The sequence below is a fragment of the Bradyrhizobium sp. ORS 285 genome (assembly GCF_900176205.1).
In the GTDB taxonomy this organism is placed as follows: domain Bacteria; phylum Pseudomonadota; class Alphaproteobacteria; order Rhizobiales; family Xanthobacteraceae; genus Bradyrhizobium.
Genome location: NZ_LT859959.1, coordinates 5,081,293 through 5,104,447 on the forward strand (window position 1 = coordinate 5,081,293; position 23,155 = coordinate 5,104,447).

Genomic DNA, 23,155 nt, shown 5'->3' on the forward strand with positions numbered 1-23,155 from the left:
ACGCGACGCGTCGGCGGCGCGCTGTTCGTGAGTGCGCCTCCCACAGCACTTGCTCCTCATGGTGAGGAGCGCCGCGCCGATCTGGCCCATGCGAGGCCAGATCGCGGTGCGCGGCGCGTCTCGAACCATGAGGCCCGGCTGAGGGCCTCGCCCTTCGAGACGCCCGCCTTTGGCGGGCTCCTCAGGGTGAGGGGAGAGAGCGGTGTGAGAGCCGTGGACTGATGAGTGGAATCGACGCAATCCCGTAGGGCGGGTTAGCCGAAGGCGTAACCCGCCATCTTCGCTCGACAAGCGGCGGATTGCGCTTCGCTAATCCGCCCTACTTCTTGATCACGCCTGCTCGATTGCCGCTGGCATCTTGGCGACCGACATCAGCGATCTTGCCACCTGGTTGAGCAGCTGATCCGCGTTCTCCTCTTCGGCCAGCGACTTCGACAGCAGCGCGACGACGGCGCTGTGGCGGAGCTGCTGGGCGAGATTGCGGGCTGTCGTGTAGCCGGACATCTCGTAATGCTCGACGCGCTGGGCGGCGCCGATCAAGGCGAGGTCAGCGGCGGCGTCCTCCTTGTCCTCGCCCTGCGCCATGATCTCCTGCCCCTCCTCGACCAGGCCCATCATGCCCTTGCACGGTTTGGCACGCGGATTTTTGCCGAGCAGCTCGAAGCACTCGTTGATGCGCTCGATCTGCGCTTCGGTCTCAACCAGATGCTGCTCGAACAATTCGCGCAGCTGATCGAAGCGGGCGGCCTCCGCCATCTTCGGCAGCGCCTTGGTGAGCTGCTTCTCGGCATGCAGGATGTCACGCAGCTCCTCGATCAGGAGATCGCCGAGACCGGCTTCATCGGCCGGCGGCGAGCTCTCGGTGACGATCGCGCTGGACGCGCCGTTTTCGCTCGCCTGGATCGCCGGCGATTCCGTGAACACCCAGTCGCCCCCCTCATTCCAGGGGCCGCGGGTGTCGATCTCGCCATGATCGCCCGTGCCGGTCGAGTCGTTGAAGAACTGATCGACCAGGCCCGGCGTCGGCGCGATGCGGCCGACGCTGAAGGCCGGCTTGTTCATGCTCTCCAAGGCTAGTGCGAACGCCTTCATGTGGGTGATCTCGCGCGTCATCAGGAACTGCAGCGCGTCCTTGGTACCTGCATCGTCGGTGAAATTGATCAGACGCTCATAGACGATCTTGGCGCGGGCTTCGGCGGCGATGTTGCTGCGCAGGTCGACATCGAGCTCGCCGGTGATCTTGAGATAATCGGCGGTCCACGGGTTGCCCTGCGAGTTGAACAGGTTGACGCCGCCACCACCGGCGATCGCGATCAGCGGATCGGCCTCGGCCGCCTCGCGGTCGAACTTGGCGGGCTTGAGATGCATGCGGGCGAGCGTGCCGACCACCTCGAGATGGCTGAGTTCCTCGGTGCCGATGTCCATCAACAGATCTTTGCGATCCGGGTCCTCGCAATTGAGGCCCTGGATCGAGTACTGCATGGCGGCGGCAAGCTCGCCATTGGCGCCGCCGAACTGCTCCAGCAGCATGTTGCCGAACCGCGGATCCGGCTCGTCGACACGGACGGTGAACATCAGCTTCTTGACGTGGTGATACATGGGAAGGCCTCGGACGTTTTGGGGGGCATGCAAGGTCCGAACGGCCCGAGGTGCATGGTTGTTCCGTACCTCCCGCGCGGGAACGGCAGCGCCAGGTGGGTTGGCCGTACGCGATGCGTCAGCGATGATGCCGCATCAGCCGGGCGTCGCTATTGTCAGGCCGCTGATATGCACGTTGAGACGCACTCCGGACGGGTGCCGGCGCTTCGCGCGTCCGTGCCAGAGATCGGCATGAGGAACCTGCCGAGGTCCGCCCTTTCCAGCACCCGCGGGGGTTGCCCCGCGACATCCTGTTGGCAGCTCAACAACTGCCTCTTGCTAAGGTTTTCCCTGCTCGCCTAAGCTGTTCCGCTGGAGAGTGACATGTTGATGCGAACACCGGCCAGGGAGAAGCCAGGTCTCGGCGAGCGAGTCCGCCGGGTCATCGAGCGACTCCGCGACCACGCATCGTCACTTGCGTCATCGTCGCGCACGAATGGGGCGACAGTGCGGAAGCCGTCCTATCATGTCGTCGACGACGAGCCTGACGACAGCAACATGGAGGTCGCGCTGGCGGCGTTGATCGATCAGATCGAACGTCCCGCGCGAACTCCGCCCTCGCGCTTTCCGAGCATGGCGCGCGTCACCTCGTCGCGGCAGGCGCCGCACATTCCCGTCTATGAGCGGCCGCCTTATTTTGACATCGAACCGCGGCAGCTCGAAGCGCGTCATGTCGAGGTCGAGCCGCGGCGGATGCCGCACGACGAGCCGGCCGAGCGGATTGTCCCGGAGGACGAACTGTCCGAACTGCGCAAGGATCTGATGAGCGCGATCTCGGCGCGGCTCGGGTCACCCGAGGATCATCTGGCGACGATCCGGACGCTGCTGCGGTCGGTGAAGTGATGTGGGGCCGCAGCAACATCGGCAAGACGGTCGAGGAGCTTACCGATCATCTGCGGCTGGTCGATCACGTGCGCGCGCTGCAGGACGGCCAGAAGGAGATCGCAGAAGCGATCCGGGCGGTGAACCAGCGGCTGACCTCGATCGAGGCCGAGTTCAGGGTTCTGAAGGCGGAGACACAGCGCGACGCACTGCGCGAGGTGCAGCACGCCGTGCAAGGCGTGCAGACCTCGGTGCATGACGAACTGACCCGCATGGCGACGCGGCTCGCGGTGCTGGAGCAGGCGCTGCGTCGCGAGGCGGTGCGGCAGCAGCCGCAGCCCGCCGCCACTCCGCGTCTACCCGGCACGCCGCCGCGCCCGGACGGATCGCGCTGATGGTCTCGCGTCGGCCTTGATAAGCAATACGTCTCACGACGTGCATGTCACAACGAGCGCGGCTCGCGACGCGCATCGATGTGCGATTGCGCCCCGTTGCTGTTGCAAACCAATCGTAAACCAACGTGGCAGGCGGACGGACCTGCGAGCTCCCTCGCCCGCTCTCCTGCGGCAGCATCCGCCCTTGGCGCAACCGGCGGATGATGTAGGCTGCGACCGGAGAAGCGAGAGCGACGACTCGCATGACCGGCGACAATGCGGCCGCCGGCACGCACGCATGAGGGGCCCATGACCGACCATCTGATCGTCACCGACGAGGGCGAGACGCGGACGATCAAGCTCAGGCGACCGGAGAAGAAGAACGCGATCACGCAGGCGATGTATCTCGGCATGAGCGATGCGATCGACACCGCGCAGAACAATCCGCTGGTGCGCTGCATCATCATCACCGGCGGCTCCGGCGTGTTCACCGCCGGCAACGACCTCGAGGATTTCCTGCAGGCCGGCTCGGCCGGCAACGAGGCGGTGCGCACCTCGGCGGCGACCAAATTCCTGTATTCGCTGGCGCACAACGTGAAGCCGATCATCGCTGCCGTCGACGGCGTCGCGATCGGCATCGGCACCACGATGCTGTTTCATTGCGACTACGTGCTGGCCTCGACCACGGCGACGTTCTCGACGCCCTTCATCCATCTCGGCCTGGTGCCGGAGGGCGCCTCCAGCTTGCTGATGCCGCGGACCATGGGCTATCAGCGCGCCTTCGCGATGCTGGTGATGGGGCGCACCATGAGCGCGGCGGACGCGCATATCGCCGGCTTCGTCAACACCGTGGTGGCGCCGGGCCATACCGAGGTCGAGGCGCACAAGGTGGCGCGCGACATCTGCCGGCTGCCGGCCGAGGCGGTCGCGATCGGACGCAAGCTGATCCGCACCGCGCCGGACGAACTGACCCGGCGGATCGACCAGGAGGCCTATCTGTTCGCCGAGCGCATGACCTCCGAGGAGGCGATCGGTGCGTTCAAGGCGTTCCTGTCGCGCAAGAAGAAGAAATGACGCCGGGGCCGTCGAAAGCCGCATGCCGAAGTTTGATGTCATCGTGATCGGCTGCGGCGCTGTCGGCAGTGCCGCGCTGCTGCATCTCGCCAAGGCGGGCCGGCGCGTGCTCGGCATCGACCGCTTCCAGCCGCCGCATCAATTCGGCTCGACCCATGGCGAGACCCGCATCACCCGCGCGGCGATCGGCGAAGGGGTCGACTACACGCCGCTGGCGCAGCGCTCGCATGTGCTGTGGCGCGAACTGGAGCGTGAGACCTGCGCGCGCCTGTTCGAGCAATGCGGCTGCCTGTTCATTCCGAGCCAGCATGGCGGCGAGGTGCATGGCGTCACGAGCGCGCAGTTCTTCGCCAACATCGAGAGTGCCGCGCGGCTGCACGGAGTCGATGGCGAGACGCTGTCATCTGAGCGCTTGCGCGCGGACTATCCGGCGTTTGCCATGACGCCCGGCGATCGCGCCTTCCTCGATCGCGAAGGCGGCTATCTGCTGGTCGAGGACTGCGTGCGCACCGAGCTCGCAGTCGCGGCGCGGCTGGGCGCAGAGATCCTCACCGGCCGACGCGTAACGGCGTTCCGCCGCGCGGCGGGTGAACTCACCGTCACGATGGACGACGGCGCGACCGCATCAGGGACGACGCTGATCGTCACCACCGGGCCGTGGATCACGGAGCTGATCGCACCGCTGCGGCGGCGCGTGAATGTCACGCGGCAAGTGCTGTACTGGTTCGAGGTGCTGTCGCATCCGCAGCGCTTCGGCCCGAACACGCCGGTCTTCATCTGGGACGTCAGCGGCCGCGAGCGCGCCGCCTCCGACATCTACGGTTTTCCCTGGCTCGGTTCGCCCGATCATGGCGTGAAGATCGCCAACGAGATGCTCACGAGCGAGACCGATCCGGACCACGTCGCGCGCGAGGTCACGGCCGAGGAGATCGCCGCGACCTATGAGACCTATGTCCGGCCGTTCGTGCCGGATCTTGGCCCCCGCTGCCTGCGCAGCGCGGTGTGCCTCTACACCAATGCGCCGGGCGGCCGCTTCATCATCGATCGCGATCCCGGCGATGCGAATGTGATCTACGCCTCCCCCTGTTCCGGCCATGGCTTCAAGCATTCGCCGGCGGTCGGCGAGGCGCTCGCGGCGATGGCACTGGGCCAGCCGCCGCGCGTCGATATCTCCGGCTTCACGCTGGACCGGCTGGCCCTGGTGTGACGTCTACTTGCCGGACTGCAACGCGGCCGTCTGCTTGGCGAGACCGTCGTTGAACTGCCCCTCGAGCTTGTCGAGATAGGCGTTGAACTCGCCCGGCTTGACGAACGGGTTCGGTGCGCCGTCGGCGATCTTTGCGCGCTTCTCGGCCATGCCATACATCTCCGGATGCGGCGCCAGCAGGATGTCCGGATGCACCGTCTTCGCCCAGGCATAGGTCTTCTTGTAGTCGTCGACGATGCCCGGATAGGTGGGACGGCCCACGAGCTGATTCAGCGCCACCGTCGCACTGCAGAAGAAGATCACGCTACGCGTCGCGTCACCGTCCTTCACATCCGTCGTCCAGCTGGTGCAGCCTGGCGAATGGCCGGGCGTCTCATGCGCCATCAGGGTGACGCCGCCGAGCGCGACCGTGTCGCCCTCCTTCACGGCGCGGTCGACCTTGACCGGCGGAAAGTTGAGGTAGCGCTGGTCCTCGCGGCCCGGATAGAAGCCGCCTTCGAGCAGCGGCACGTCCTTCGCGCCGGCCACCATCTGCGCGCCGGTCTCCTGCTTGATCTGCGCCAGGCCGCCGGTGTGATCGATATGGGCGTGGGTGTTGATGATGTATTTGATGTCGGCGACCTTGAAGCCGAGCTTGGCGATGCTGGCCTCGATCTGCGCGGTCGATTCCGGCATCACGGTATCGATCAGGATATGGCCCTGCGGCGTGGTGATCAGATAGGAGGCGAGCCCATTGGTGCCGACATAATAGATGTTGTCGACCACCTTGAACGGCTCGGTCGGGGTATTCCAGGCCGCGATCACCTGCTTCATGAAGTCGGGCAGCGATTGCGCTGCAGCGGGACCGGCCGCCAGCGACAACGTCGCAGCGAGCAGCATCATTCTTTTCATTGCGGGCTCTCGATGTATTGTTGTTATGAAACCGTTTTATGTCATCGCGACCGCGGCGAGGCAATCGCACATCGTCCCACCGCCCGCATCACACGTGACCCGCCATGAGCCTGCTCCACCGTTTCGCCTTCGCCGTTCTGCTGGCCGGTGCCGCCGCGGCAAGCCTTGCCGCCCTGCCCGCATCCGCCGAGGACGAGCCGGTGAGCTTGCGCATCCTCGCCATCAACGATTTCCACGGCAATCTGAAGCCGCCGAGCTCAGGCATCCGCGTCGCCGATCCCAACGACCCGACCAAGAGCAGCGTGGTGCCGGCCGGCGGCGCGGCGCAGATGGCGAGCCTCGTCAAGCTGCTGACGGACGGCCAGCCCAACACGATCTTCGTGTCGGCCGGTGACCTGATCGGCGCGAGCCCGTTTTTGTCGGCGATGTTCCACGACGAGCCGACCATCGAATCGATGTCGCAGATGGGGCTCGCGCTATCGGCGGTCGGCAACCACGAGTTCGACGAGGGCAAGGACGAGTTGCTGCGGATGCAGAACGGCGGCTGCCATCCGACCGACGGCTGCCGCGGCCCGCAGCCATTCACCGGCGCCAAATTCCACTATCTCGCCGCATCGACCTTTCTCAAGGGCACCGACAAGACGGTGTTTCCGCCGTACGAAATCCGCACCTTCGAGGACATCCCGGTCGCCTTCATCGGGCTGACGTTGAAAGGCACCGCGGGCATCATCTCGCCGGCCAGTTCGGCGGGCCTGGAATTCCGCAACGAGGCCGAGAGCGTCAACGCGCTGATCCCCGAATTGAAGGCCAAGGGCGTGCAGGCGATCGTGGTGCTGATCCATGAGGGCGGCTGGCCATCAGGGGGCATGAACGAATGCCCCGGCCTGTCCGGCCCGATCGTCGACATCGTCAAGGATCTCGACAGCGCCGTCGACATCGTCATTTCAGGCCACACTCACCAGGCCTATGTCTGCACCATCGACAAGCGGCTCGTGACCTCGGCCGACAAGTTCGGCACGCTGGTCACCGCGATCGACGTCAAGCTCGACCGCACGACGCACGGCATCATCAGCACCAGCGCGACCAACATCGTCGTCGACGCGACGCTGCCGAAGGACCCGACACAGACCGCGCTGATCGACGCCTACGAGAAGCTCGCCGCGCCGATCGCTAACCAGCCCGCGGGCGTGATCACGCAGGTGCTGTCGCGGCTGCCGAACGCCGCCGGCGAGAGCGCACTCGGCGATGTCATCGCGGACGCCCAGCTCGCAGCCACATCGGCGCCGGACAAGGGCAGCGCCGTGATCGCGATGACCAATCCCGGCGGCATCCGCACCGATCTCGCCCGGCGCGACGACGGCGCGGTCAGCTTCGCCGATGTGTTTGCGAGCCAGCCGTTTCGCAATCAGCTCGTGACGGTCACGCTGACCGGTGCCGAGATCAAGGCCGCCCTCGAACAGCAATGGCTCGACCCGGCGCGGCCGCGCATTCTGCAAATCTCGCACGGCTTCTCCTATGCGTTCGATGCGAAGCAGCCGGCCGGCGCGCGCATCGATGCCGCCACGATGACGCTGAACGGCAAGGCGGTCGACCCGGCCGCATCCTATCGCGTCACCCTCAACAACTATCTCGCGCTGGGCGGCGACGGCTTCACCACTTTCAAGAGCGGCCGCGAGCCGATCGTCGGCCCCTATGACGACGAGGCGCTGTTCGCCTATCTCAAGGCCAACAGTCCGCTGGCGCCGCCGCCGCGCGACCGGATCGTCAACAAAGCTCAGTGAGCGCGCGCCAACCGGCCGGAATCCCGGTCATATCGCCCGTCATGGCTCTTTCCGAGGCTGCGTTCAGCGCATAGATTGGACACTCCCGCAACGCGCGAGTGGCAGGATCTGTTGAATGTCGACGCTGTACCTCTCTCATGAAGCCTGCCTCGATCACGCCACGCCTTCCGGACATCCCGAGCGCGCCGACCGCCTGCGTGCCGTCGAGGAGGCCCTGACCGAGGAGCGCTTCGCCCTCCTCGATCGCGACGAGGCGCCGGAGGCGGACATCGAGCTGGCCCTGCTCTGCCACAACGAGCATTACGTCACTGAGCTTCGCCAGATGGCCCCCACCTCGGGCATCATCTATCTCGACGGCGACACCTCGATGTCGCCCGGCACCTGGGAAGCGGTCATGCGCGGCGTCGGCGGCGCGGTCGCCGCCACCGAATCCGTGATGTCCGGCAAGCACAGGAACGCCTTCGTCGCCGTGCGCCCCCCTGGACACCATGCCGAGATCGCAAAGCCGATGGGCTTCTGCTTCTTCGACAACGTCGCGATCGCCGCCCGCTACGCGCAGCGCACCTTCGGCATCGAGCGCGCCGCGATCATCGATTTCGACGTCCACCACGGCAATGGCACCCAGGACATCTTCTGGGCCGACAAGAGCGTGATGTATTGCTCGACCCACCAGATGCCGCTGTTCCCCGGCACTGGCGCCCGTGGCGAGCGCGGCGAGCACGACACCATCGTCAACGCGCCGCTCGCCTCCGAGGACGGCAGCCTCGAATTCCGCTCGGCCTTCGAGAACCTGATCCTGCCGCAGCTGACCAAGTTCAGCCCGGAGCTGGTGATCATCTCGGCCGGCTTCGACGCGCATTATCGCGACCCCCTGGCGTCGCTCAACCTGCGGGCCGAGGACTTCGGCTGGGTCACACGCAAGCTGATGGAACTCGCCGACAAGACTGCCGGCGGGCGTGTCGTCTCGGTCCTGGAAGGCGGCTATGATCTTCAGGGCCTTAAGGAATCCGTCTCCGCCCATGTCGCGGCGCTGACCGGGGCGTAATCCCCAGCTTCTCGCCGATCCTCCGCGGCAGGGCCTGACACGGCGCTGACCGGGGTGTAAAAGCACGGCCCCGGAGTTGAGTATCTGCAGGGAACCCGTATGGCGGACAACACCGTAGCCGACGTCAAGAAGCTGTCGTTCGAGCGCGCGATCGAGGAGTTGGAGTCGATCGTGAAGCGGCTCGAGGACGGCAAGGTGCCGCTCGAGGAGTCGGTGACGATCTATGAGCGCGGCGAGGCGCTGAAGCGGCGCTGCGAGGAGCTGCTGCGGCAGGCCGAGGCGCGGGTCGAGAAGATCACCACCGATGCCAGCGGCCGGGCCACCGGCACCGCGCCGCTCGACGTGCAGTAAAACCGCGCGGCGTTTTGAGACCCAGTCGCAGCTAGAGTGTCGAAAGAGCGCCGTTTTGGCGGTCTCACGCCCGAAACGTCGGCTTTCCGGGCAACAGCCGACATTTTTTCGCGTTTTGCGACCCGACCGTCGCACGCGTGATATCCGCCTGCCGATCGAGCAAATCAGCCGGAAAACGCAGCAATCGTCCCCTGGCCCTTGGGAGATCGACCGCGTTGTCGGCGTGATGCGAGAACGTCCCCGACACGAACGTCGCGCCCCCGAGCCTTGCATTAACGCTATCTCTCGAAACAGGCTTAACGGCGCCTGTCGCGGAACCAGGGCCGAACAACGGAATGGCTCAGCCGTCGATCGCTCGCGGACAATCTCGAGTGTGTCGAGCTCGTTCGGATTTGATCCGGTGGACGGCTCGGGCAGCCACCATCGGTCGCTGTTCGACTGCGCCGGAGCGCTGCCGAGACTCACCTCATCGTGGAGAGCGTTCACTGCCGGCGCGTCGGGCCATCGTGTCCAGTTCGCCTACGAAACGCCCTACGCCCATGACTTCTTCATGATCATGGACGGGCCGATCCCCTGACGCGAACGCATAGCTCCTCCCGCCGCAACGCGCGCAAATCGTGACTGCGATGGATTCTGTGGCCCGGGAAAAAGCCTGGACCAGGCTCGCGTCTCCGGATAATTCCGGGCCGGCGCTTGCCGTCGATTTGAGCAGCCTCGTGGAACCCCCAACGCGTCGCCGAGGTTGAGATCTGGCGCAACGGTACCGTTTGCGGGCTTGCCATCTGCCGCCGGGTTGGCTTTAAGACGGGCTTTGGTGTAAAGCTTCTCGCAACTGCGGGTTTTTGGAAGTGTCCATTCTCACCGGGAGGATGGAAACAAGCGCTTGTAAAAGCTCGGCAAACTGACTTGGCTGAACGACTTGGCGATCTCTTGCGACTAACGAGGACGGCAAGGCCACCAAGAGTGACTTACATCACATAGATCGATCCAAAAGCCGGCTAGGGTCCGGTCTGCGGCTTCGATCCGCGCGGATGTGACCTTCAAGGCTCCAGGTTTCGCCGCCCGTTACGATGAACCTCTCAGACGTCGGCCCTTGAACCCGACCTGCAAAATTGGAATGTCACCGTGACCACATTTAGTAAGACGCCGCTTCTCGACACCATCAAGACTCCGGAAGATCTGCGCCGGCTGAAGGTCGAGCAGGTCCGGCAGGTCGCCGACGAACTGCGCCAGGAGACGATCGACGCGGTCTCGGTGACCGGCGGTCATTTCGGTGCCGGTCTCGGCGTGGTCGAGCTGACCACCGCCATCCATTACGTGTTCGACACCCCGCGCGATCGCCTGATCTGGGATGTCGGCCACCAGGCCTATCCGCACAAGATCCTGACCGGGCGCCGCGACCGCATCCGGACGCTCCGCACCGGCGGCGGCCTTTCCGGCTTCACCAAGCGCACCGAGAGCGATTACGATCCGTTCGGCGCCGCGCACTCCTCGACCTCGATCTCCGCCGGCCTCGGCATGGCGGTCGCTCGCGACCTGTCGGGCGGCAAGAACAACGTGATCGCCGTGATCGGCGACGGCGCGATGTCCGCCGGCATGGCCTATGAGGCGATGAACAACGCCGGCGCGATGAACTCGCGCCTGATCGTGATCCTCAACGACAACGACATGTCGATCGCACCGCCGGTCGGCGCGATGTCGGCCTATCTGTCCCGCCTCTACTCGGGCAAGACCTACCGCACGCTGCGCGACGCGGCGAAGCAGCTCGGCCAGCATCTGCCGAAGGTGATCGCCAACCGCGCCAGCCGCGTCGAGGAATATTCCCGCGGCTTCATGATGGACGGCGGCACGCTGTTCGAGGAGCTCGGCTTCTATTATGTCGGCCCGATCGACGGTCACAACCTCGACCATCTGCTGCCCGTCCTGAAGAATGTCCGCGACATGGAGACCGGTCCGATCCTGGTCCACGTCGTGACCCAGAAGGGCAAGGGCTACTCGCCGGCGGAAGCCGCCGCCGACAAATATCACGCGGTCGCCAAGTTCGACATCGCCACCGGCACCCAGGCCAAGGCGAAGCCGAATGCGCCGGCCTATCAGAACGTGTTCGGCCAGAGCCTGGTCAAGGAAGCCGAGAAGGACGACAAGATCGTCGGCATCACCGCCGCGATGCCCTCGGGCACCGGCATCGACATCTTCGCCAAGGCTTTCCCGAAGCGCACCTTCGACGTCGGCATCGCCGAGCAGCACGCGGTGACCTTCGCCGCCGGCCTTGCGAGCGAAGGCTACAAGCCGTTCTGCGCGATCTACTCGACCTTCCTGCAGCGCGGCTACGACCAGATCGTCCATGACGTCGCGATCCAGTCGCTCCCGGTGCGCTTCGCGATCGACCGCGCCGGCCTGGTCGGTGCCGACGGCGCCACCCATGCCGGCTCCTTCGACAACGCCTATCTCGGCTGCCTGCCGAACATGGTGATCATGGCGGCCTCCGACGAGGCCGAGCTGGTGCACATGGTGGCGACCCAGGTCGCGATCGACGACAAGCCCAGCGCGGTCCGCTACCCCCGCGGCGAAGGCCGCGGCGTCGAGATGCCCGAAGTCGGCGTGCCCCTGCCGATCGGCAAGGGCCGCATGATCCGCCAGGGCAAGCAGATCGCCCTGCTCTCCTTCGGCACTCGTCTCGCCGAGTGCGAGAAGGCGGCCGACGAGCTCGCCGCGCACGGCCTGTCCGCCTCGATCGCCGACGCGCGCTTCATGAAGCCGCTCGACGAGGAGCTGATCATGAAGCTCGCCCGCGAGCACGACATCCTGATCACCATCGAGGAAGGCTCGATCGGCGGCTTCGGCTCGCATGTGATGCAGTTCCTGGCTGACCAGGGCATGCTCGACGGCGGCCTGAAGATGCGCTCGATGGTGCTGCCGGACGAATTCCAGGACCACGACACGCCGGCGGCGATGTACGCCCGCGCCGGCCTCGACGCCAAGGGCATCGTCCGCAAGGTGTTCGAAGCGCTCGGCAAGGACTACGCGACCGAGGCCGTCAAGCTCGCCTGAGGCGGGCTTGGTGACGGTTCAGTTTTACTCTGATGCCGGATACGTGCGAGAAAGGCCAAACGTCGCTTCTCGGGATCGCTGCCAGCGATCCCTGCTTTGCGGCTAACCGGCAGTTCTTTGGCAAATTCCGGATATTGATCTTCGATTAACATAAGCAATGATGGCGAGGTGTACGAAAAGAATATGTCCCACGCCAGAGCTAGAACAAAGTGCACTCCAATGATCCACCAGACGCCCCAAGTTGGAGATGCATGCCCAAGGGCACGACCGACGATGTCGCTCCCTAGCGAAACAGCGACAAACAGCCAGAACTGAGCGCGGTAAAATATTCCCAACCGGTTGGTTACATCTAGGTTTGCCCAGTACATACCGGAGCGAATCTGCGGCAGGCTCGGATCCTTAGATTCGAGAAAGAGCCCGTAAGCAAAGACTGAATGCAGCAATCGTTGATAAACGCCTTGGTCAATGTACCAGAAGGCAGCCACGCCAGCGCTACCGACCAGGCAAATGATCGCCCTAAGATAGGCTAAAGCGTCGCTGCGTATATCAATCAAACCAATAGGGACTAGCTGGCCATCTTTGGGTACGGCTATCGGTGTTGCGCCGGTCGTAATCAAAACAGCAATCGCAGCGAGTACAGTTGCTGTCCAAGCAGACGAAATTGCTCGAAGCTGGCTCTGCGACTTGTCGAAATCACCTTCGAATGTGTGCAGATGAACGTAAAAGGCCACGCGGTCTTCTGTAAATATCGACATAGCAATCTCGCGCATATAAATGAGAAATATAGTTCTAGATTAGACGAGGTCGGGCAGAAAGCAATGAAGGTCTATCTCGCCGGCCCGGATGTTTTCCTCCCGGACGGAATTGAAGTCGGGCGGCAGAAGTTAGCGACCTGCGCGCGCTATGGCCTGATTGGGCTTTTTCCGCTCGACAACACTGTCGATCCAGAGTGCTTCACTGCGTCGCGGGACATATTCCGCGGCAACGAGACCATGATGAACGATGCCGATGCCATCATAGCCAATCTCACCCCGTTTCGCGGCCCGGGTGCCGACGCAGGCACAGTCTACGAATTGGGCTACATGGCTGGCCGGGGGAAGCTCTGCTTTGGCTATTGCAACGATCCGGCCGTCTATGCCGACCGCGCCCGGCGCTTCACGACAGTAAGCGAGCAGGATGGCCGTTTGGTCGATGCCGAAGGGCTGACCGTCGAGGATTTCGGGCTGCCCGACAATCTGATGATGATCCACGCGCTCGAGCTGCATGGCAATCCGCTGGTACTGCCACGCGAGCGGCCGGCGGATGTCTGGCGTGACTTGTCGGCGTTCGAGACGTGCGTGAGGCGCGCAGCGCAGCGGCTGGGCGCGGAATCGTAGGGTGGGCAAAGCGGCGCCGAGGGCGACGCGTGCCCACCGTCCATCCGCAACGCGGTCAACATGGTGGGCACGGCGCGTCAATTGCGATACGAGCTTGCGGCAGCACCGGTGCACGCGCCTTTGCCCACCCTACATATCTTGCTGTGAGGCGCGATCTCGCACCAATCTCAGCCGTCGTCCCGGCGAAAGCCGGGACCCATAACCAAAGGACGTCGTGTTGGGCAAACGCGTAGTTGCCAGCGTCCTACAAACTACGTCCTGTGGTTATGGATCCCGGGTCGGCGCACCGCCGCGCAATGCGCGTCGGTGCTTGCCCGGGACGACACCGAATTCTTGAATGCGACCTCCACAACTCATGACAGCCCATAACTGCGCAACCCATGCCCCCTCCCCGCAAACGCGCTGACATCCTTCTCGTCGAACGCGGCCTGTTCGAAAGCCGGGCGCGGGCGCAGGCGGCGATCGAGGCGGGACTGGTGTTTGCCAATGACAAGCAGGTCGGCAAGGCGTCCGAGACCGTTCCCGTCGACGCTGTCGTGCAGGCTGAGTCGGCCCATCCCTGGGTGTCGCGCGGCGGCGTCAAGCTGGCGGCGGCGCTGGAGCACTACGGCGTCGAGGTCGAGGACCATGTCTGCCTCGATGTCGGCGCCTCCACCGGCGGCTTCACCGAGGTGTTGCTGGCGAACGGTGCGGCGGTCGTGTTCGCGATCGATGTCGGCCGCGACCAGCTGCATCCGTCGCTGCGCAATCATCCGAAGATCGTCTCGATGGAGCAGACCGATATCCGCAGCTACGAGGGCAAGCGGCTGCCGCAACGGCCGGACGTCGTCGTGATCGATTGCAGCTTCATCTCGCTGAAAGCCGTGCTGCCGGTGGCGCTGACCTTGGCGGCGTCGCCGATGAGTCTGCTGGCGCTGATCAAGCCGCAATTCGAGGCCAAGGGTGCGCACGGCAAGGGCGGCATCATCAAGGATGCGAGCGTGCATCAAGCCGTGTGTGACGACATCGCCGCTTTCGCCGCCTCGCTCGGTTGCAGTGATATCGAGATCTTTCCGTCATCGATCAAAGGCGGCGACGGCAACGCCGAATTCTTCCTGGGAGCACGCCGCCGTGGTTGAACGTCTGATCATCGACCATGTCGGCCACCGCGGCGACGGCGTGTCGCTGTCTTCAGGCGAGGCGCTGTACGTGCCTTACACGCTCGCCGGCGAGACGGTCGAGACCGCGGCCATTCCCGGCCATCCCGACCGCCGCAAACTGCTCGCGGTGGAGACGCCAAGCGCGGAGCGCATCGCGCCGTTCTGCGCGCATTTCGGCGTGTGCGGCGGCTGCGCCATCCAGCACTGGTCGCCCGCGTCCTATCAGCAGTGGAAGCGCAACATCGTCATCGAGACGCTGCGCGCCGCCAAGGTGAATTGCGACGTGGCCCCGCTGACCGATGCCCATGGCGCCGGCCGCCGCCGCGCAACCTTCCACGCGCGCATGGGCACGCACGACATTCTTCGCGTCGGCTTCTCCGCCGCCAACAGTCACGAGATCGTCCCGATCGATCGTTGCCCGATCCTCGATCCCGCGCTCGACGGCGCGCTCGAGGCAGCGTGGGCGCTGGCGGAAGCGCTGAAGCCGACCGGCAAGCCACTCGATATCCAGGCCACCGCAACCAGCAACGGCCTGGACATCGACATCCGCGGCTCCGGCCCGCTGCCGCCGCCGCGCGTCGCCGCGCTGTCCCGCCTTGCCGAGCAGCACCGCCTGGCCCGGCTGACCCGACACGGCGAGCTGGTGCTGATGCGCAATCCGCCGGTCGTGACGATGGGCACGGCGCAGGTGACCTTGCCGCCTGGCTCGTTCCTGCAAGCCACCGTGCAAGGCGAGGAGACGCTGGCGCAGCTGGTGCTGGAGCGCGTCGGCAAGGCCAAGCACGTCGCCGACCTGTTCTGCGGCGTCGGCCCGTTCGCGCTGCGGCTCGCCGCGCGCGCCCGCGTCACCGCGATGGACAATGACGCCGGCTCGATCGCAGCATTGCAGAAGGCCGCGGGCACGCCAGGCTTGAAGCCGATCAAAGCCGAAGCCCGCGACCTGTTCCGCCGCCCACTGATGCCGCCCGAATTGCGCGACCTCGACGCCGTCGTGTTCGACCCGCCGCGCCAGGGCGCCCAGGCGCAGGCCAAGCAGCTCGCGGCCAGCAAGGTGCCGGTGATCGTCGCGGTGTCCTGCAACGTGACCACCTTCGCGCGCGACGTGCGCATGCTGATCGACGGCGGCTACAAGCTGGAGACGGTGGTGCCGGTCGACCAGTTCAGGCACACGCCGCATGTCGAGCTGGTGGCCAGGCTGGTGCGGTGAGATGGGGCTGATGAGTTGTCCAGCTCCTACTCACGGTGCTTTGAGTGAATTGCTCGTAGTTGGATCCGAGCTGGTTCACAGCAAGCACTGCGCTCCCTCTCCCCGTTCTTCACGGGGAGAGGGTCGGGGTGAGGGGCAGCCGCACGGGAAGGCTTAGTAGTAAAGCCGAGCTCCGTTCAACAAATCACGGATATCCAACGCAATTTGCAGCGAAGTATCGTCGGCACAATCGCGGCATATGAATTAGACCACCCGTGCCGCTGCCCCTCACCCCAGCCCTCTCCCCGTGAAGAACGGGGAGAGGAAGCACAGCATGCTCGAGGCTCAGCCCGTCCTACCTCAACACACTCACCTTCACCGGTGCGACGCCGGTGTTGATCATGCCGAGAGCTTGCGCGGCGGAGTAGGACACATCCACCACGCGCCCCTGCACGAACGGGCCGCGATCGTTGACACGTACCACCACCGAACGGCCGGTCTTGACGTTGGTGACCTGCAGGCGCGTGCCGAACGGCAGGCTGCGATGCGCGGCCGTCAGCTCGGAGGGATCGAAGCGCTCGCCGCTCGCGGTCTTGTGTCCTTCCGAATAGTAGCTGGCGAGACCTGACGACGCGGAATGCGCCGCGGGTGGACTGGCTTCGGCATGGCGGACGCGAACCACCGATTCCGGCGCCGTCTCGGCGCGCTGGACCGTGGGCCGAAACTCGGCGGCCGCCGGCGCGGTGAGGCGCGCCTGCCGGACAGCCGATGATTGCGCGCAGGCCGCCAGCGAGGCTGCGGCCGCACACACCAGCGCGCCCCGCAGGAGCTGTCGGGCCAGCGCTGCACGTTGGCACTGAATGAGCGAATGCCGCGCGTCGCGCTGCCTGGGACGTTCTGTCTGGTCGATGATACGCATGTTCTGTGCGCCTCCGCCTCAACCGCTTCATGGTCGCGGCCCAATCGCGGCGGCACGGTGGCAAAGCGAATTTCGTCGCTCCGCAACTCCTGGTTTTTAGGAGAAGTGTGGCCACGAGGTCACACATTCGATGGATCAGTGATGGAACGCGGTTTTCCACACGCGATCGAGATACCGCCGCTTGCGCCCGCCGCCCGTTCGCCGGGTGCGCAAATGCCGCTGCGGGCGTGATCGTGGCTGGAGCCGCGGCCGCGTTACCGCCCCCACCGATCCTGCCAGATCTTCTCGCCGATCAGGCACGACACCCGCGGCTCCTTGTTGCCGTCATCGGCGACCGGGACGATGCGCGGCGGGGGTGCGCGTCCGGCCACTTCCATCAGCAGCTTGGTACGGATCGCCTCCTTGAACTCGTCACGGCTCTTGATCGTGACCACGAAGGAGCCGCGGCCGCCGGTGACGCAATCCTTGTAGTAGAGGTCGAGGTTCTCGATATCCATGGTCGAGTAGGACGGCTCCTTGACCATGATCGGCAGGCCGTTGATCGTGATCCCCTTGTTGACCGCCTCGTCGCGCGCCATCGTCACCGGCGAGGGACCGTTGTTGTTGGGGCCATCGCCGGAGATATCGATCACTCGGCGCAGCCCGCGATAGGGGTTGTCGTCGAACAGCGGCATCGCGAAGTAGATCGCGCCGGAGATCGAGGTACGCGAGGCCCTTCGGATCGGCGTCTTCATGATCTCGGCGGCGACGGCGTCGGCGCTCTCAGGCCCGTCGATCACGCGCCAGGGGATGATGATCTTCTGATCGCCCGCGGCGGCCCATTCGAAATAGGTCACGGCGATCCGGCCGTGCACGCCGTTCTTCAGCGCCTGCAGGAACTCGCGCGAGCAGAGCGCCTGGGCGTAGCCTTCGCGCTGGATGGCGAGTTCGTCGAGATCCATCGAGTAGGACACGTCGACCGCCAGGATCAGCTCGACGTCGACCGAGGCTTCCTTCTCGCTCATCTGCTGAGCGGACTTGCCGCCCGGCGCTGCCGCGACCGTGGCGACGTCGCCGCCAGCCAAGATGCCAGCAAAGGCGCCCACCACACACGCCGCCCCGATCGAGATCCACCAGCGCATCAGCTGCCCTCCAATCGCGTCGGATGATGGTGACACGCAATCCCCGGTCAGCAAAGCGGGAACGCACGGGTCCATTCACATTCCAGTTAGTTTAAGGGCCTGCCCGGATGTTGATCAGCTCAGCGGCTCCGTGCAGTCTTCGCTAGGCGGCCCTGCACCCCGTGGTTTCCCGGAGCGGCCGAAGGCTGTATTGTGGCGGCTGCCGCATCAGGAACACAGGGCGTGCTGCTCACATGAACGACGCCGTCGCCAAACCGAAGACGAAGGTCCGCACCAAGGTCGAGCGGCCCCGGCTCTACAAGGTCATCCTCGTCAACGACGACTTCACGCCGCGTGACTTCGTCACCATGATCCTGAAGGCGGAATTCCGCATGACCGAGGATCAGGCCTACAAGGTGATGATCACGGCGCATAAGCTCGGCGTCTGCGTGGTGGCCGTGTTCACCAAGGACGTCGCCGAAACCAAGGCAACGCGCGCGACCGACGCCGGCCGCGCCAAGGGCTATCCGCTGCTGTTCACCACCGAGCCGGAGGAGTGAGGCGGCGAACTAATTGGTTTCCTCGCGCAGCCCGAACACGCGCTGCTCCGTCGAGAGGCCGGCGATCGGGAATTCGCCGAGATCGGTCCAGAGATCGGTCACGGGCTCCGGACAGGCGCCGGCGAAGGCCTCGGAGGCGACCACCGTCCGCTTCAGCTTGGCTGCGATCTTCTCCAGCCGGGCCGCCAGATTGACGGCGGGGCCGATGCAGGTGAAGTCGAGCCGGTTACCGCCGCCGATATTGCCGTAGAGCAGCCGGCCGACATGCAGCGCGACGCCAAAGCGGAAGCGCTCCCCGGCGCCGCCGGCTGCATATTCGAGCGCGTCGACGCGAGCTCGCGACGCGCGCGCCGCCGTCAGCACGCGGCTGCAGACTTCGGCCGGATCGCCACCCTGGCGGCGGATTGGGAACACCGCGAGCAGGCCGTCGCCCATGAACTTCAGCACCTCGCCGCCCTGCTCGCGGATCGGCTCCACCTGGCAATCGAAATACTGGTTGAGAATCTCCACCACGTCCTCGGCCGGCAGCCGATCCGACAACGGCGTGAAGCCCCGCAGGTCGGACAGCCAGATCGCCGCGTCCATGGCGTCGGTGTGGCCGCGGCGGATCTGGCCGCCGAGGATGCGCTCACCGGCGCTGTTGCCGACATAGGTGTCGAGCAGCATCGAGGCGGTCCGGCGCAGCGTGACGATCTCGGTGTAGCGCGCCAGAGCCGGCGCCAGGGACCGGATCGCGTTCAGCTGCTCCTCGGTGAAGCCGTCCGGACTCCGGGTGGTCCAGCTCGCCGCGTGAATGGCCCGGTCGATGAAGGTCAGAGGCAGGCTGACATAGTCGGTGACCCCCTCGGCGCGCAGATCCATCAGGATCGGAAACTGCTCGGCCAGGGGACCACGCGGATCGGCCCTGAACTCGGTCCCCTGCTCGAATACGCGGGCCAGCGGACTGTCGCGGTAGGCCGGACTGCTCTCGAAGCCGAAAGCGACCGTGCCCATCTCGACCTCGCCTCCCTGGCGCCAGATGAAGCTGCGGCCGGCGATGTCAGGATGCAAGGTGCGGACGAACACGCCGACGCGCCACAAGGGGATGCCGAGGGCCACCAGCCGCGCGCAGCATTCAGCCATCATCTCGCTCGGCGTCGCGGTGGAACGCGCGCCGTCGACCAGCCACTCCTTGATGTCCTGCAGCTTGGAGATGTCCATGGCCCAGCTTAGGCGAGCGATGTGACAACAGCAAACAGACGTTGAACCGCTACCCGACCTGACCGCGATGGCGCAGCAGATGATCGGCGAGCACACAAGCCATCATCGCCTCGCCCACCGGCACCGCGCGGATGCCGACGCAGGGGTCGTGCCGGCCCTTGGTCAGGATCTCCGTCTCGTGGCCCGAGCGATCCACCGTCTGCCGCGGCGTCAGAATCGACGAGGTCGGCTTGACCGCGAAGCGCACCACGATCGGCTGGCCCGTGGCGATGCCGCCGAGGATGCCGCCGGCGTTGTTGGACAGGAACCGCGTGCCGTCATTGGCCGAGCGCATCTCGTCGGCATTCTCCTCGCCGGTGAGCTCGGCAGCAGCAAAGCCCGCGCCGATCTCGACGCCCTTCACCGCGTTGATGCTCATCATCGCTGCGGCGAGGTCTGCATCGAGCTTGCCGTAGAGCGGTGCGCCGAGGCCCGCCGGCACGCCCTCGGCCGTGATCTCCAGCACCGCGCCGATCGACGAGCCGGACTTCCTGATACCGTCGAGATAGTCCTCGAAGAACGCCGCCTTGTCCTTGTCGGGACAGAAGAACGGATTGCGCGCGATCTCGTCCCAATCCCAATTGTCACGGTTGATCTTGTGCGGGCCCATCTGCACCAGCGCGCCGCGCACCTTGACGCCGGCGATGATCTTGCGCGCGATGGCGCCGGCCGCGACACGCGTGGCGGTCTCGCGCGCCGAGGAGCGGCCCCCGCCGCGATAGTCGCGCAGGCCGTATTTCGCCTCATAGGTGAAGTCGGCATGGCCGGGGCGGAACTTGTCCTTGATCTCGGAATAGTCCTTCGAGCGCTGGTCGGTGTTCTCGATCTCAAGCGCGATCGGCGTGCCGGTGGTGACCTGCGCGCCGCTGTCGGGATCGGCCATCACGCCGGACAGGATCTTCACCTGGTCCGGCTCCTGGCGCTGGGTGGTGAAGCGCGACTGGCCGGGACGGCGGCGATCGAGATCGGTCTGGATCTCGGCCGCCTCCAGCGGAATGCGCGGCGGGCAGCCGTCGACCACGCAGCCAATGGCCACGCCATGGCTCTCGCCGAAGGTGGTGACGCGGAACATGTGGCCGAAGGTGTTGAAGGACATGGACTGATCACCCAATCGGAAAGCCGTCATTCCGGGACGGTCCGAAGGACCAGACCCGGACTTTGGAGATTCCGGGTTCGCCTTTCACGAGGCGCCCCGGAATGACGGGCATAAACTAACTGAACTTCTCGAACCCGTTCTCGCCGAAAACATACACCGCCCCCTGCTGGATCGGCAGGTCGACGGCGTGGTTTGGCGTGGCGAAGCCGAGCGCGACCATCAGCGCCCGTGCCGTGCCGCCATGGGCCACCGCCACGATATCGCCGGTCAGCCCATCATACCAGTCGCGCACCCGGACCTCGACGTCGGCATAGGTCTCGCCGCCCTCCGGCGCCAGCGTCCATTTCTCGGTCAGGCGCTTGGCATAGAACACGGGATCGGCGGCCTGCATCTCCGGCAGGGTCGCGCCCTCCCACTTGCCGTAGCCGATCTCGCGCAGCCGCGCGTCGAGGCCGTAATCGGGCACCGGCAGCTTCAAGGTTTCGCGCACCAGCTCCATGGTCGCGCGGGCGCGGATCAGCGGGCTTGCCACATACGGCAAGCGCGCCGCGTCATCGCCGTTGCGCGTCACCAGCTCGCTGAGGATGTTCCCAGCCTGCACCGCCTGCACGCGGCCGAGCGCGTTCAGCGGAATGTCCTGCGTGCCTTGCAGCCGACCGAGCGCATTCCATTCCGTCTCGCCGTGGCGGATGTAGTAGATCGTGGGCCGGGGCATTGCGGGCGATCAGCTAGTCCTTGGCGCCGACGGAATTGCTGAGCGAAATGTCCGGCGCCTCCGGCCGCTTCATGCCGACGACGTGATAGCCGGAATCGACGTGGTGCACCTCGCCGGTGACACCGCGCGACATGTCGGACAACAGATACAGCGCGCTGTCACCGACCTCGTCGATGGTCACGGTCCGGCGCAGCGGCGCGTTGTACTCGTTCCACTTCAGGATATAGCGGAAATCGCCGATGCCCGAGGCGGCCAGGGTCTTGATCGGACCTGCCGAGATCGCGTTGACGCGGATGTTCTTCTCGCCGAGATCGGCGGCGAGGTAGCGCACGCTGGCCTCCAGCGCGGCCTTGGCGACGCCCATCACGTTGTAATGCGGCATCCACTTCTCGGCGCCGTAATAGGTCAAGGTGATGATCGAGCCGCCGTCGGTCATCAGCTTCTCGGCGCGCTGCGCGATCGCGGTCAGCGAGTAGCAGCTGATCAGCATGCTCTTGGAGAAATTGTCCTGCGTGGTCTCGATGTAGCGGCCGTCGAGCTGGTCCTTGTCGGAGAAGGCGATGGCGTGGACGACGAAATCGATCTTGCCCCACTTCTCCTTCAGCACGTCGAACACCGCATCGATCGTCGCGGGATCGGTCACGTCGCAATGGCCGAGCACGAGGCCGCCGAGTTCGGCGGCCAGCGGCTCGACCCGCTTCTTCAGCGCGTCACCCTGATAGGTCAGCGCGATCTCCGCGCCGGCCGCGCGCGCGGCCTTGGCGATGCCCCAGGCGATCGAGCGGTTGTTGGCCACGCCGAGGACGACCCCGCGCTTGCCCTGCATCAAACCTGAAATCTGCGCCATGCGGCTTCCCATCGAACTGATTATTAACGAGTGGACGTACACCACCGGTCTGGCCCGGTACAGCCCCATTCCGCCCGCTCTGTGGCAAAGTCCGGGCAGGCCTTGCCGGGCCGGAATAGGCCCATCATCGCGGGGTTATGATCGTTGCAAGGCGCGGTTGCGGCCCGCGTCGCTGTCACAACATTGGACGGCCGCCGGACACCCCATGAGCGCGTTTCGCCAGAGCGTCGAGGCCATGATCCCGGCATTGCGCCGCTATGCCCGGGCCCTGGCGCGCGACGTGGATGCGGCCGACGACCTGGTCCAGGATACCCTGGTGCGGGCGTTGCGGTCCGAGCGGCTGTTCCTGGGCGGGGATCTGCGCAGCTGGCTGTATACGATCCTGACCAACCTGAACAAGAACCGCCGCCGCTCGCTGGCGCGGCGGCCGCATTTCATGCCGCTGCAGGACGACAATCCCGATGCCAGCGGCACCGAGGCCGAGGGCCGCGACATCGAGCGCGCGCTCGCGACCTTGGTGGAGGAGCAGCGCGCCGTGCTGCTGCTGGTCGTGCTCGAAGGCATGAGCTACCGCGAGGTCGCCGATATCCAGGGCGTCCCGATCGGCACCGTGATGTCGCGCCTCGCCCGCGCCCGGGCCCATGTCCGGGCCGTGCTGGAAGGCGAGCGCCCCGCACTGCGGAGGGTTAAATGAGCCTGCCATCGACCGCACAAAAGCCGCGCGACCGCGGTCGCATGACTGCA

General features: G+C 65.5%; 22 protein-coding genes. 13 read left to right on the forward strand and 9 right to left on the reverse strand.

Annotation, left to right across the window (positions count from 1 at the left end):
* Nucleotides 1-330 precede the first annotated feature (330 nt).
* Nucleotides 331-1,599, reverse strand: coding sequence for a DUF892 family protein (locus tag BRAD285_RS22745; protein ID WP_006611431.1), 1,269 nt, complete (start codon nucleotides 1,597-1,599; stop codon nucleotides 331-333).
* A 486-nt stretch (nucleotides 1,600-2,085) separates the two neighbouring features.
* Here BRAD285_RS22745 and BRAD285_RS22750 point away from each other — a divergent pair, with 486 nt between their 5' ends.
* The 4 genes from BRAD285_RS22750 to solA all read left to right on the forward strand — a co-directional run bounded on the left by BRAD285_RS22750 (nucleotide 2,086) and on the right by solA (nucleotide 5,115).
* Nucleotides 2,086-2,481, forward strand: coding sequence for a hypothetical protein (locus tag BRAD285_RS22750; RefSeq protein WP_244422164.1), 396 nt, complete (start codon nucleotides 2,086-2,088; stop codon nucleotides 2,479-2,481).
* Nucleotides 2,481-2,855, forward strand: a complete 375-nt coding sequence (locus BRAD285_RS22755) for a hypothetical protein (protein WP_035645971.1) — start codon at nucleotides 2,481-2,483, stop codon at nucleotides 2,853-2,855. Before BRAD285_RS22750 ends, BRAD285_RS22755 begins: the two co-directional genes overlap by 1 nt.
* Nucleotides 2,856-3,143: 288 nt before the next feature.
* Nucleotides 3,144-3,908, forward strand: a complete 765-nt coding sequence (locus tag BRAD285_RS22760) for an enoyl-CoA hydratase-related protein (protein ID WP_006611434.1) — start codon at nucleotides 3,144-3,146, stop codon at nucleotides 3,906-3,908.
* A gap of 22 nt (nucleotides 3,909-3,930) precedes the next feature.
* Nucleotides 3,931-5,115 carry an N-methyl-L-tryptophan oxidase gene (gene solA / locus BRAD285_RS22765; protein ID WP_006611435.1) on the forward strand — a complete coding sequence of 395 codons (1,185 nt, stop codon included), beginning with the start codon at nucleotides 3,931-3,933 and terminating at the stop codon, nucleotides 5,113-5,115.
* A 3-nt stretch (nucleotides 5,116-5,118) separates the two neighbouring features.
* Here the strand turns inward: solA and bla are convergent, their stop codons facing one another.
* Nucleotides 5,119-6,006 (reverse strand): subclass B3 metallo-beta-lactamase, encoded by an 888-nt coding sequence (bla, locus tag BRAD285_RS22770; RefSeq protein ID WP_006611436.1) that lies wholly within the window; start codon nucleotides 6,004-6,006, stop codon nucleotides 5,119-5,121.
* Nucleotides 6,007-6,110: 104 nt separating this feature from the next.
* On the opposite strand from bla, the gene BRAD285_RS22775 reads away from it, so the two are divergent.
* From BRAD285_RS22775 to dxs, 4 genes are all read left to right on the forward strand, one after another.
* Nucleotides 6,111-7,787 carry a bifunctional UDP-sugar hydrolase/5'-nucleotidase gene (locus BRAD285_RS22775; RefSeq protein WP_006611437.1) on the forward strand — a complete coding sequence of 559 codons (1,677 nt, stop codon included), beginning with the start codon at nucleotides 6,111-6,113 and terminating at the stop codon, nucleotides 7,785-7,787.
* A 115-nt stretch (nucleotides 7,788-7,902) separates the two neighbouring features.
* Nucleotides 7,903-8,832, forward strand: a complete 930-nt coding sequence (locus tag BRAD285_RS22780) for a histone deacetylase family protein (protein WP_006611438.1) — start codon at nucleotides 7,903-7,905, stop codon at nucleotides 8,830-8,832.
* Between the two features lie 99 nt (nucleotides 8,833-8,931).
* A complete protein-coding gene (locus BRAD285_RS22785) occupies nucleotides 8,932-9,183 on the forward strand; it encodes an exodeoxyribonuclease VII small subunit (protein ID WP_006611439.1) in 252 nt (83 codons plus the stop codon).
* Between the two features lie 1,125 nt (nucleotides 9,184-10,308).
* Nucleotides 10,309-12,234 (forward strand): 1-deoxy-D-xylulose-5-phosphate synthase, encoded by a 1,926-nt coding sequence (dxs, locus tag BRAD285_RS22795; RefSeq protein WP_006611440.1) that lies wholly within the window; start codon nucleotides 10,309-10,311, stop codon nucleotides 12,232-12,234.
* Here the strand turns inward: dxs and BRAD285_RS35485 are convergent.
* Nucleotides 12,204-12,989, reverse strand: a complete 786-nt coding sequence (locus BRAD285_RS35485) for a hypothetical protein (RefSeq protein ID WP_139020607.1) — start codon at nucleotides 12,987-12,989, stop codon at nucleotides 12,204-12,206. The two genes, dxs and BRAD285_RS35485, sit on opposite strands and share 31 nt — an antisense overlap.
* A gap of 63 nt (nucleotides 12,990-13,052) precedes the next feature.
* Between BRAD285_RS35485 and BRAD285_RS22800 the strand changes: the two genes are divergently transcribed.
* From BRAD285_RS22800 to BRAD285_RS22810, 3 genes are all read left to right on the forward strand, one after another.
* The gene (locus BRAD285_RS22800) at nucleotides 13,053-13,610 is read left to right on the forward strand and encodes a nucleoside 2-deoxyribosyltransferase (protein WP_006611442.1); all 558 of its coding nucleotides are present in this window, start codon (nucleotides 13,053-13,055) and stop codon (nucleotides 13,608-13,610) included.
* Nucleotides 13,611-13,990: 380 nt separating this feature from the next.
* The gene (locus tag BRAD285_RS22805) at nucleotides 13,991-14,728 is read left to right on the forward strand and encodes a TlyA family RNA methyltransferase (protein ID WP_006611443.1); all 738 of its coding nucleotides are present in this window, start codon (nucleotides 13,991-13,993) and stop codon (nucleotides 14,726-14,728) included.
* On the forward strand, nucleotides 14,721-15,956 hold the full coding sequence (locus BRAD285_RS22810; RefSeq protein WP_006611444.1) for a class I SAM-dependent RNA methyltransferase: 1,236 nt from the start codon (nucleotides 14,721-14,723) through the stop codon (nucleotides 15,954-15,956). Before BRAD285_RS22805 ends, BRAD285_RS22810 begins: the two co-directional genes overlap by 8 nt.
* A 334-nt stretch (nucleotides 15,957-16,290) precedes the next feature.
* Here the strand turns inward: BRAD285_RS22810 and BRAD285_RS22815 are convergent, their stop codons facing one another.
* Nucleotides 16,291-16,854 (reverse strand): septal ring lytic transglycosylase RlpA family protein, encoded by a 564-nt coding sequence (locus tag BRAD285_RS22815; protein ID WP_006609444.1) that lies wholly within the window; start codon nucleotides 16,852-16,854, stop codon nucleotides 16,291-16,293.
* A gap of 254 nt (nucleotides 16,855-17,108) precedes the next feature.
* Nucleotides 17,109-17,975, reverse strand: a complete 867-nt coding sequence (locus BRAD285_RS22820) for a DUF1194 domain-containing protein (RefSeq protein WP_006609443.1) — start codon at nucleotides 17,973-17,975, stop codon at nucleotides 17,109-17,111.
* Nucleotides 17,976-18,208: 233 nt separating this feature from the next.
* On the opposite strand from BRAD285_RS22820, the gene clpS reads away from it, so the two are divergent.
* Entirely contained in the window at nucleotides 18,209-18,514 is a 306-nt protein-coding gene (gene clpS, locus BRAD285_RS22825) for an ATP-dependent Clp protease adapter ClpS (RefSeq protein WP_006609442.1), read from the forward strand.
* Between the two features lie 9 nt (nucleotides 18,515-18,523).
* On the opposite strand, the gene BRAD285_RS22830 is transcribed toward clpS, so the two are convergent.
* From BRAD285_RS22830 to fabI, 4 genes are all read right to left on the reverse strand, one after another.
* Nucleotides 18,524-19,714 carry an adenylate/guanylate cyclase domain-containing protein gene (locus tag BRAD285_RS22830; protein WP_006609441.1) on the reverse strand — a complete coding sequence of 397 codons (1,191 nt, stop codon included), beginning with the start codon at nucleotides 19,712-19,714 and terminating at the stop codon, nucleotides 18,524-18,526.
* A gap of 49 nt (nucleotides 19,715-19,763) precedes the next feature.
* The gene (gene aroC / locus BRAD285_RS22835) at nucleotides 19,764-20,849 is read right to left on the reverse strand and encodes a chorismate synthase (RefSeq protein ID WP_035644491.1); all 1,086 of its coding nucleotides are present in this window, start codon (nucleotides 20,847-20,849) and stop codon (nucleotides 19,764-19,766) included.
* 115 nt (nucleotides 20,850-20,964) lie between these two features.
* Nucleotides 20,965-21,564, reverse strand: a complete 600-nt coding sequence (locus tag BRAD285_RS22840) for a histidine phosphatase family protein (protein WP_006609439.1) — start codon at nucleotides 21,562-21,564, stop codon at nucleotides 20,965-20,967.
* A gap of 13 nt (nucleotides 21,565-21,577) precedes the next feature.
* Nucleotides 21,578-22,411, reverse strand: coding sequence for an enoyl-ACP reductase FabI (gene fabI, locus BRAD285_RS22845; protein ID WP_035644487.1), 834 nt, complete (start codon nucleotides 22,409-22,411; stop codon nucleotides 21,578-21,580).
* A gap of 205 nt (nucleotides 22,412-22,616) precedes the next feature.
* Here fabI and BRAD285_RS22850 point away from each other — a divergent pair, with 205 nt between their 5' ends.
* Entirely contained in the window at nucleotides 22,617-23,105 is a 489-nt protein-coding gene (locus BRAD285_RS22850) for a sigma-70 family RNA polymerase sigma factor (protein WP_006609437.1), read from the forward strand.
* Nucleotides 23,106-23,155 lie beyond the last annotated feature (50 nt).

Bases quoted from the DNA above. Each gene is read 5' to 3' on its own strand.
- BRAD285_RS22775 (WP_006611437.1), top strand. From the start codon at position 6,111: ATGAGCCTGCTCCACCGTTTCGCCTTCGCCGTTCTGCTGGCCGGTGCC.
- clpS (WP_006609442.1), top strand. From the start codon at position 18,209: ATGAACGACGCCGTCGCCAAACCGAAGACGAAGGTCCGCACCAAGGTC.
- BRAD285_RS22785 (WP_006611439.1), top strand. From the start codon at position 8,932: ATGGCGGACAACACCGTAGCCGACGTCAAGAAGCTGTCGTTCGAGCGC.
- BRAD285_RS22815 (WP_006609444.1), bottom strand. From the start codon at position 16,854: ATGCGTATCATCGACCAGACAGAACGTCCCAGGCAGCGCGACGCGCGG.
- BRAD285_RS22840 (WP_006609439.1), bottom strand. From the start codon at position 21,564: ATGCCCCGGCCCACGATCTACTACATCCGCCACGGCGAGACGGAATGG.
- BRAD285_RS35485 (WP_139020607.1), bottom strand. From the start codon at position 12,989: ATGTCGATATTTACAGAAGACCGCGTGGCCTTTTACGTTCATCTGCAC.
- BRAD285_RS22850 (WP_006609437.1), top strand. From the start codon at position 22,617: ATGAGCGCGTTTCGCCAGAGCGTCGAGGCCATGATCCCGGCATTGCGC.
- BRAD285_RS22780 (WP_006611438.1), top strand. From the start codon at position 7,903: ATGTCGACGCTGTACCTCTCTCATGAAGCCTGCCTCGATCACGCCACG.
- bla (WP_006611436.1), bottom strand. From the start codon at position 6,006: ATGAAAAGAATGATGCTGCTCGCTGCGACGTTGTCGCTGGCGGCCGGT.
- BRAD285_RS22760 (WP_006611434.1), top strand. From the start codon at position 3,144: ATGACCGACCATCTGATCGTCACCGACGAGGGCGAGACGCGGACGATC.
- BRAD285_RS22745 (WP_006611431.1), bottom strand. From the start codon at position 1,599: ATGTATCACCACGTCAAGAAGCTGATGTTCACCGTCCGTGTCGACGAG.
- fabI (WP_035644487.1), bottom strand. From the start codon at position 22,411: ATGGCGCAGATTTCAGGTTTGATGCAGGGCAAGCGCGGGGTCGTCCTC.
- aroC (WP_035644491.1), bottom strand. From the start codon at position 20,849: ATGTCCTTCAACACCTTCGGCCACATGTTCCGCGTCACCACCTTCGGC.
- BRAD285_RS22820 (WP_006609443.1), bottom strand. From the start codon at position 17,975: ATGCGCTGGTGGATCTCGATCGGGGCGGCGTGTGTGGTGGGCGCCTTT.
- BRAD285_RS22800 (WP_006611442.1), top strand. From the start codon at position 13,053: ATGAAGGTCTATCTCGCCGGCCCGGATGTTTTCCTCCCGGACGGAATT.
- BRAD285_RS22755 (WP_035645971.1), top strand. From the start codon at position 2,481: ATGTGGGGCCGCAGCAACATCGGCAAGACGGTCGAGGAGCTTACCGAT.
- BRAD285_RS22830 (WP_006609441.1), bottom strand. From the start codon at position 19,714: ATGGACATCTCCAAGCTGCAGGACATCAAGGAGTGGCTGGTCGACGGC.
- BRAD285_RS22805 (WP_006611443.1), top strand. From the start codon at position 13,991: ATGCCCCCTCCCCGCAAACGCGCTGACATCCTTCTCGTCGAACGCGGC.
- solA (WP_006611435.1), top strand. From the start codon at position 3,931: ATGCCGAAGTTTGATGTCATCGTGATCGGCTGCGGCGCTGTCGGCAGT.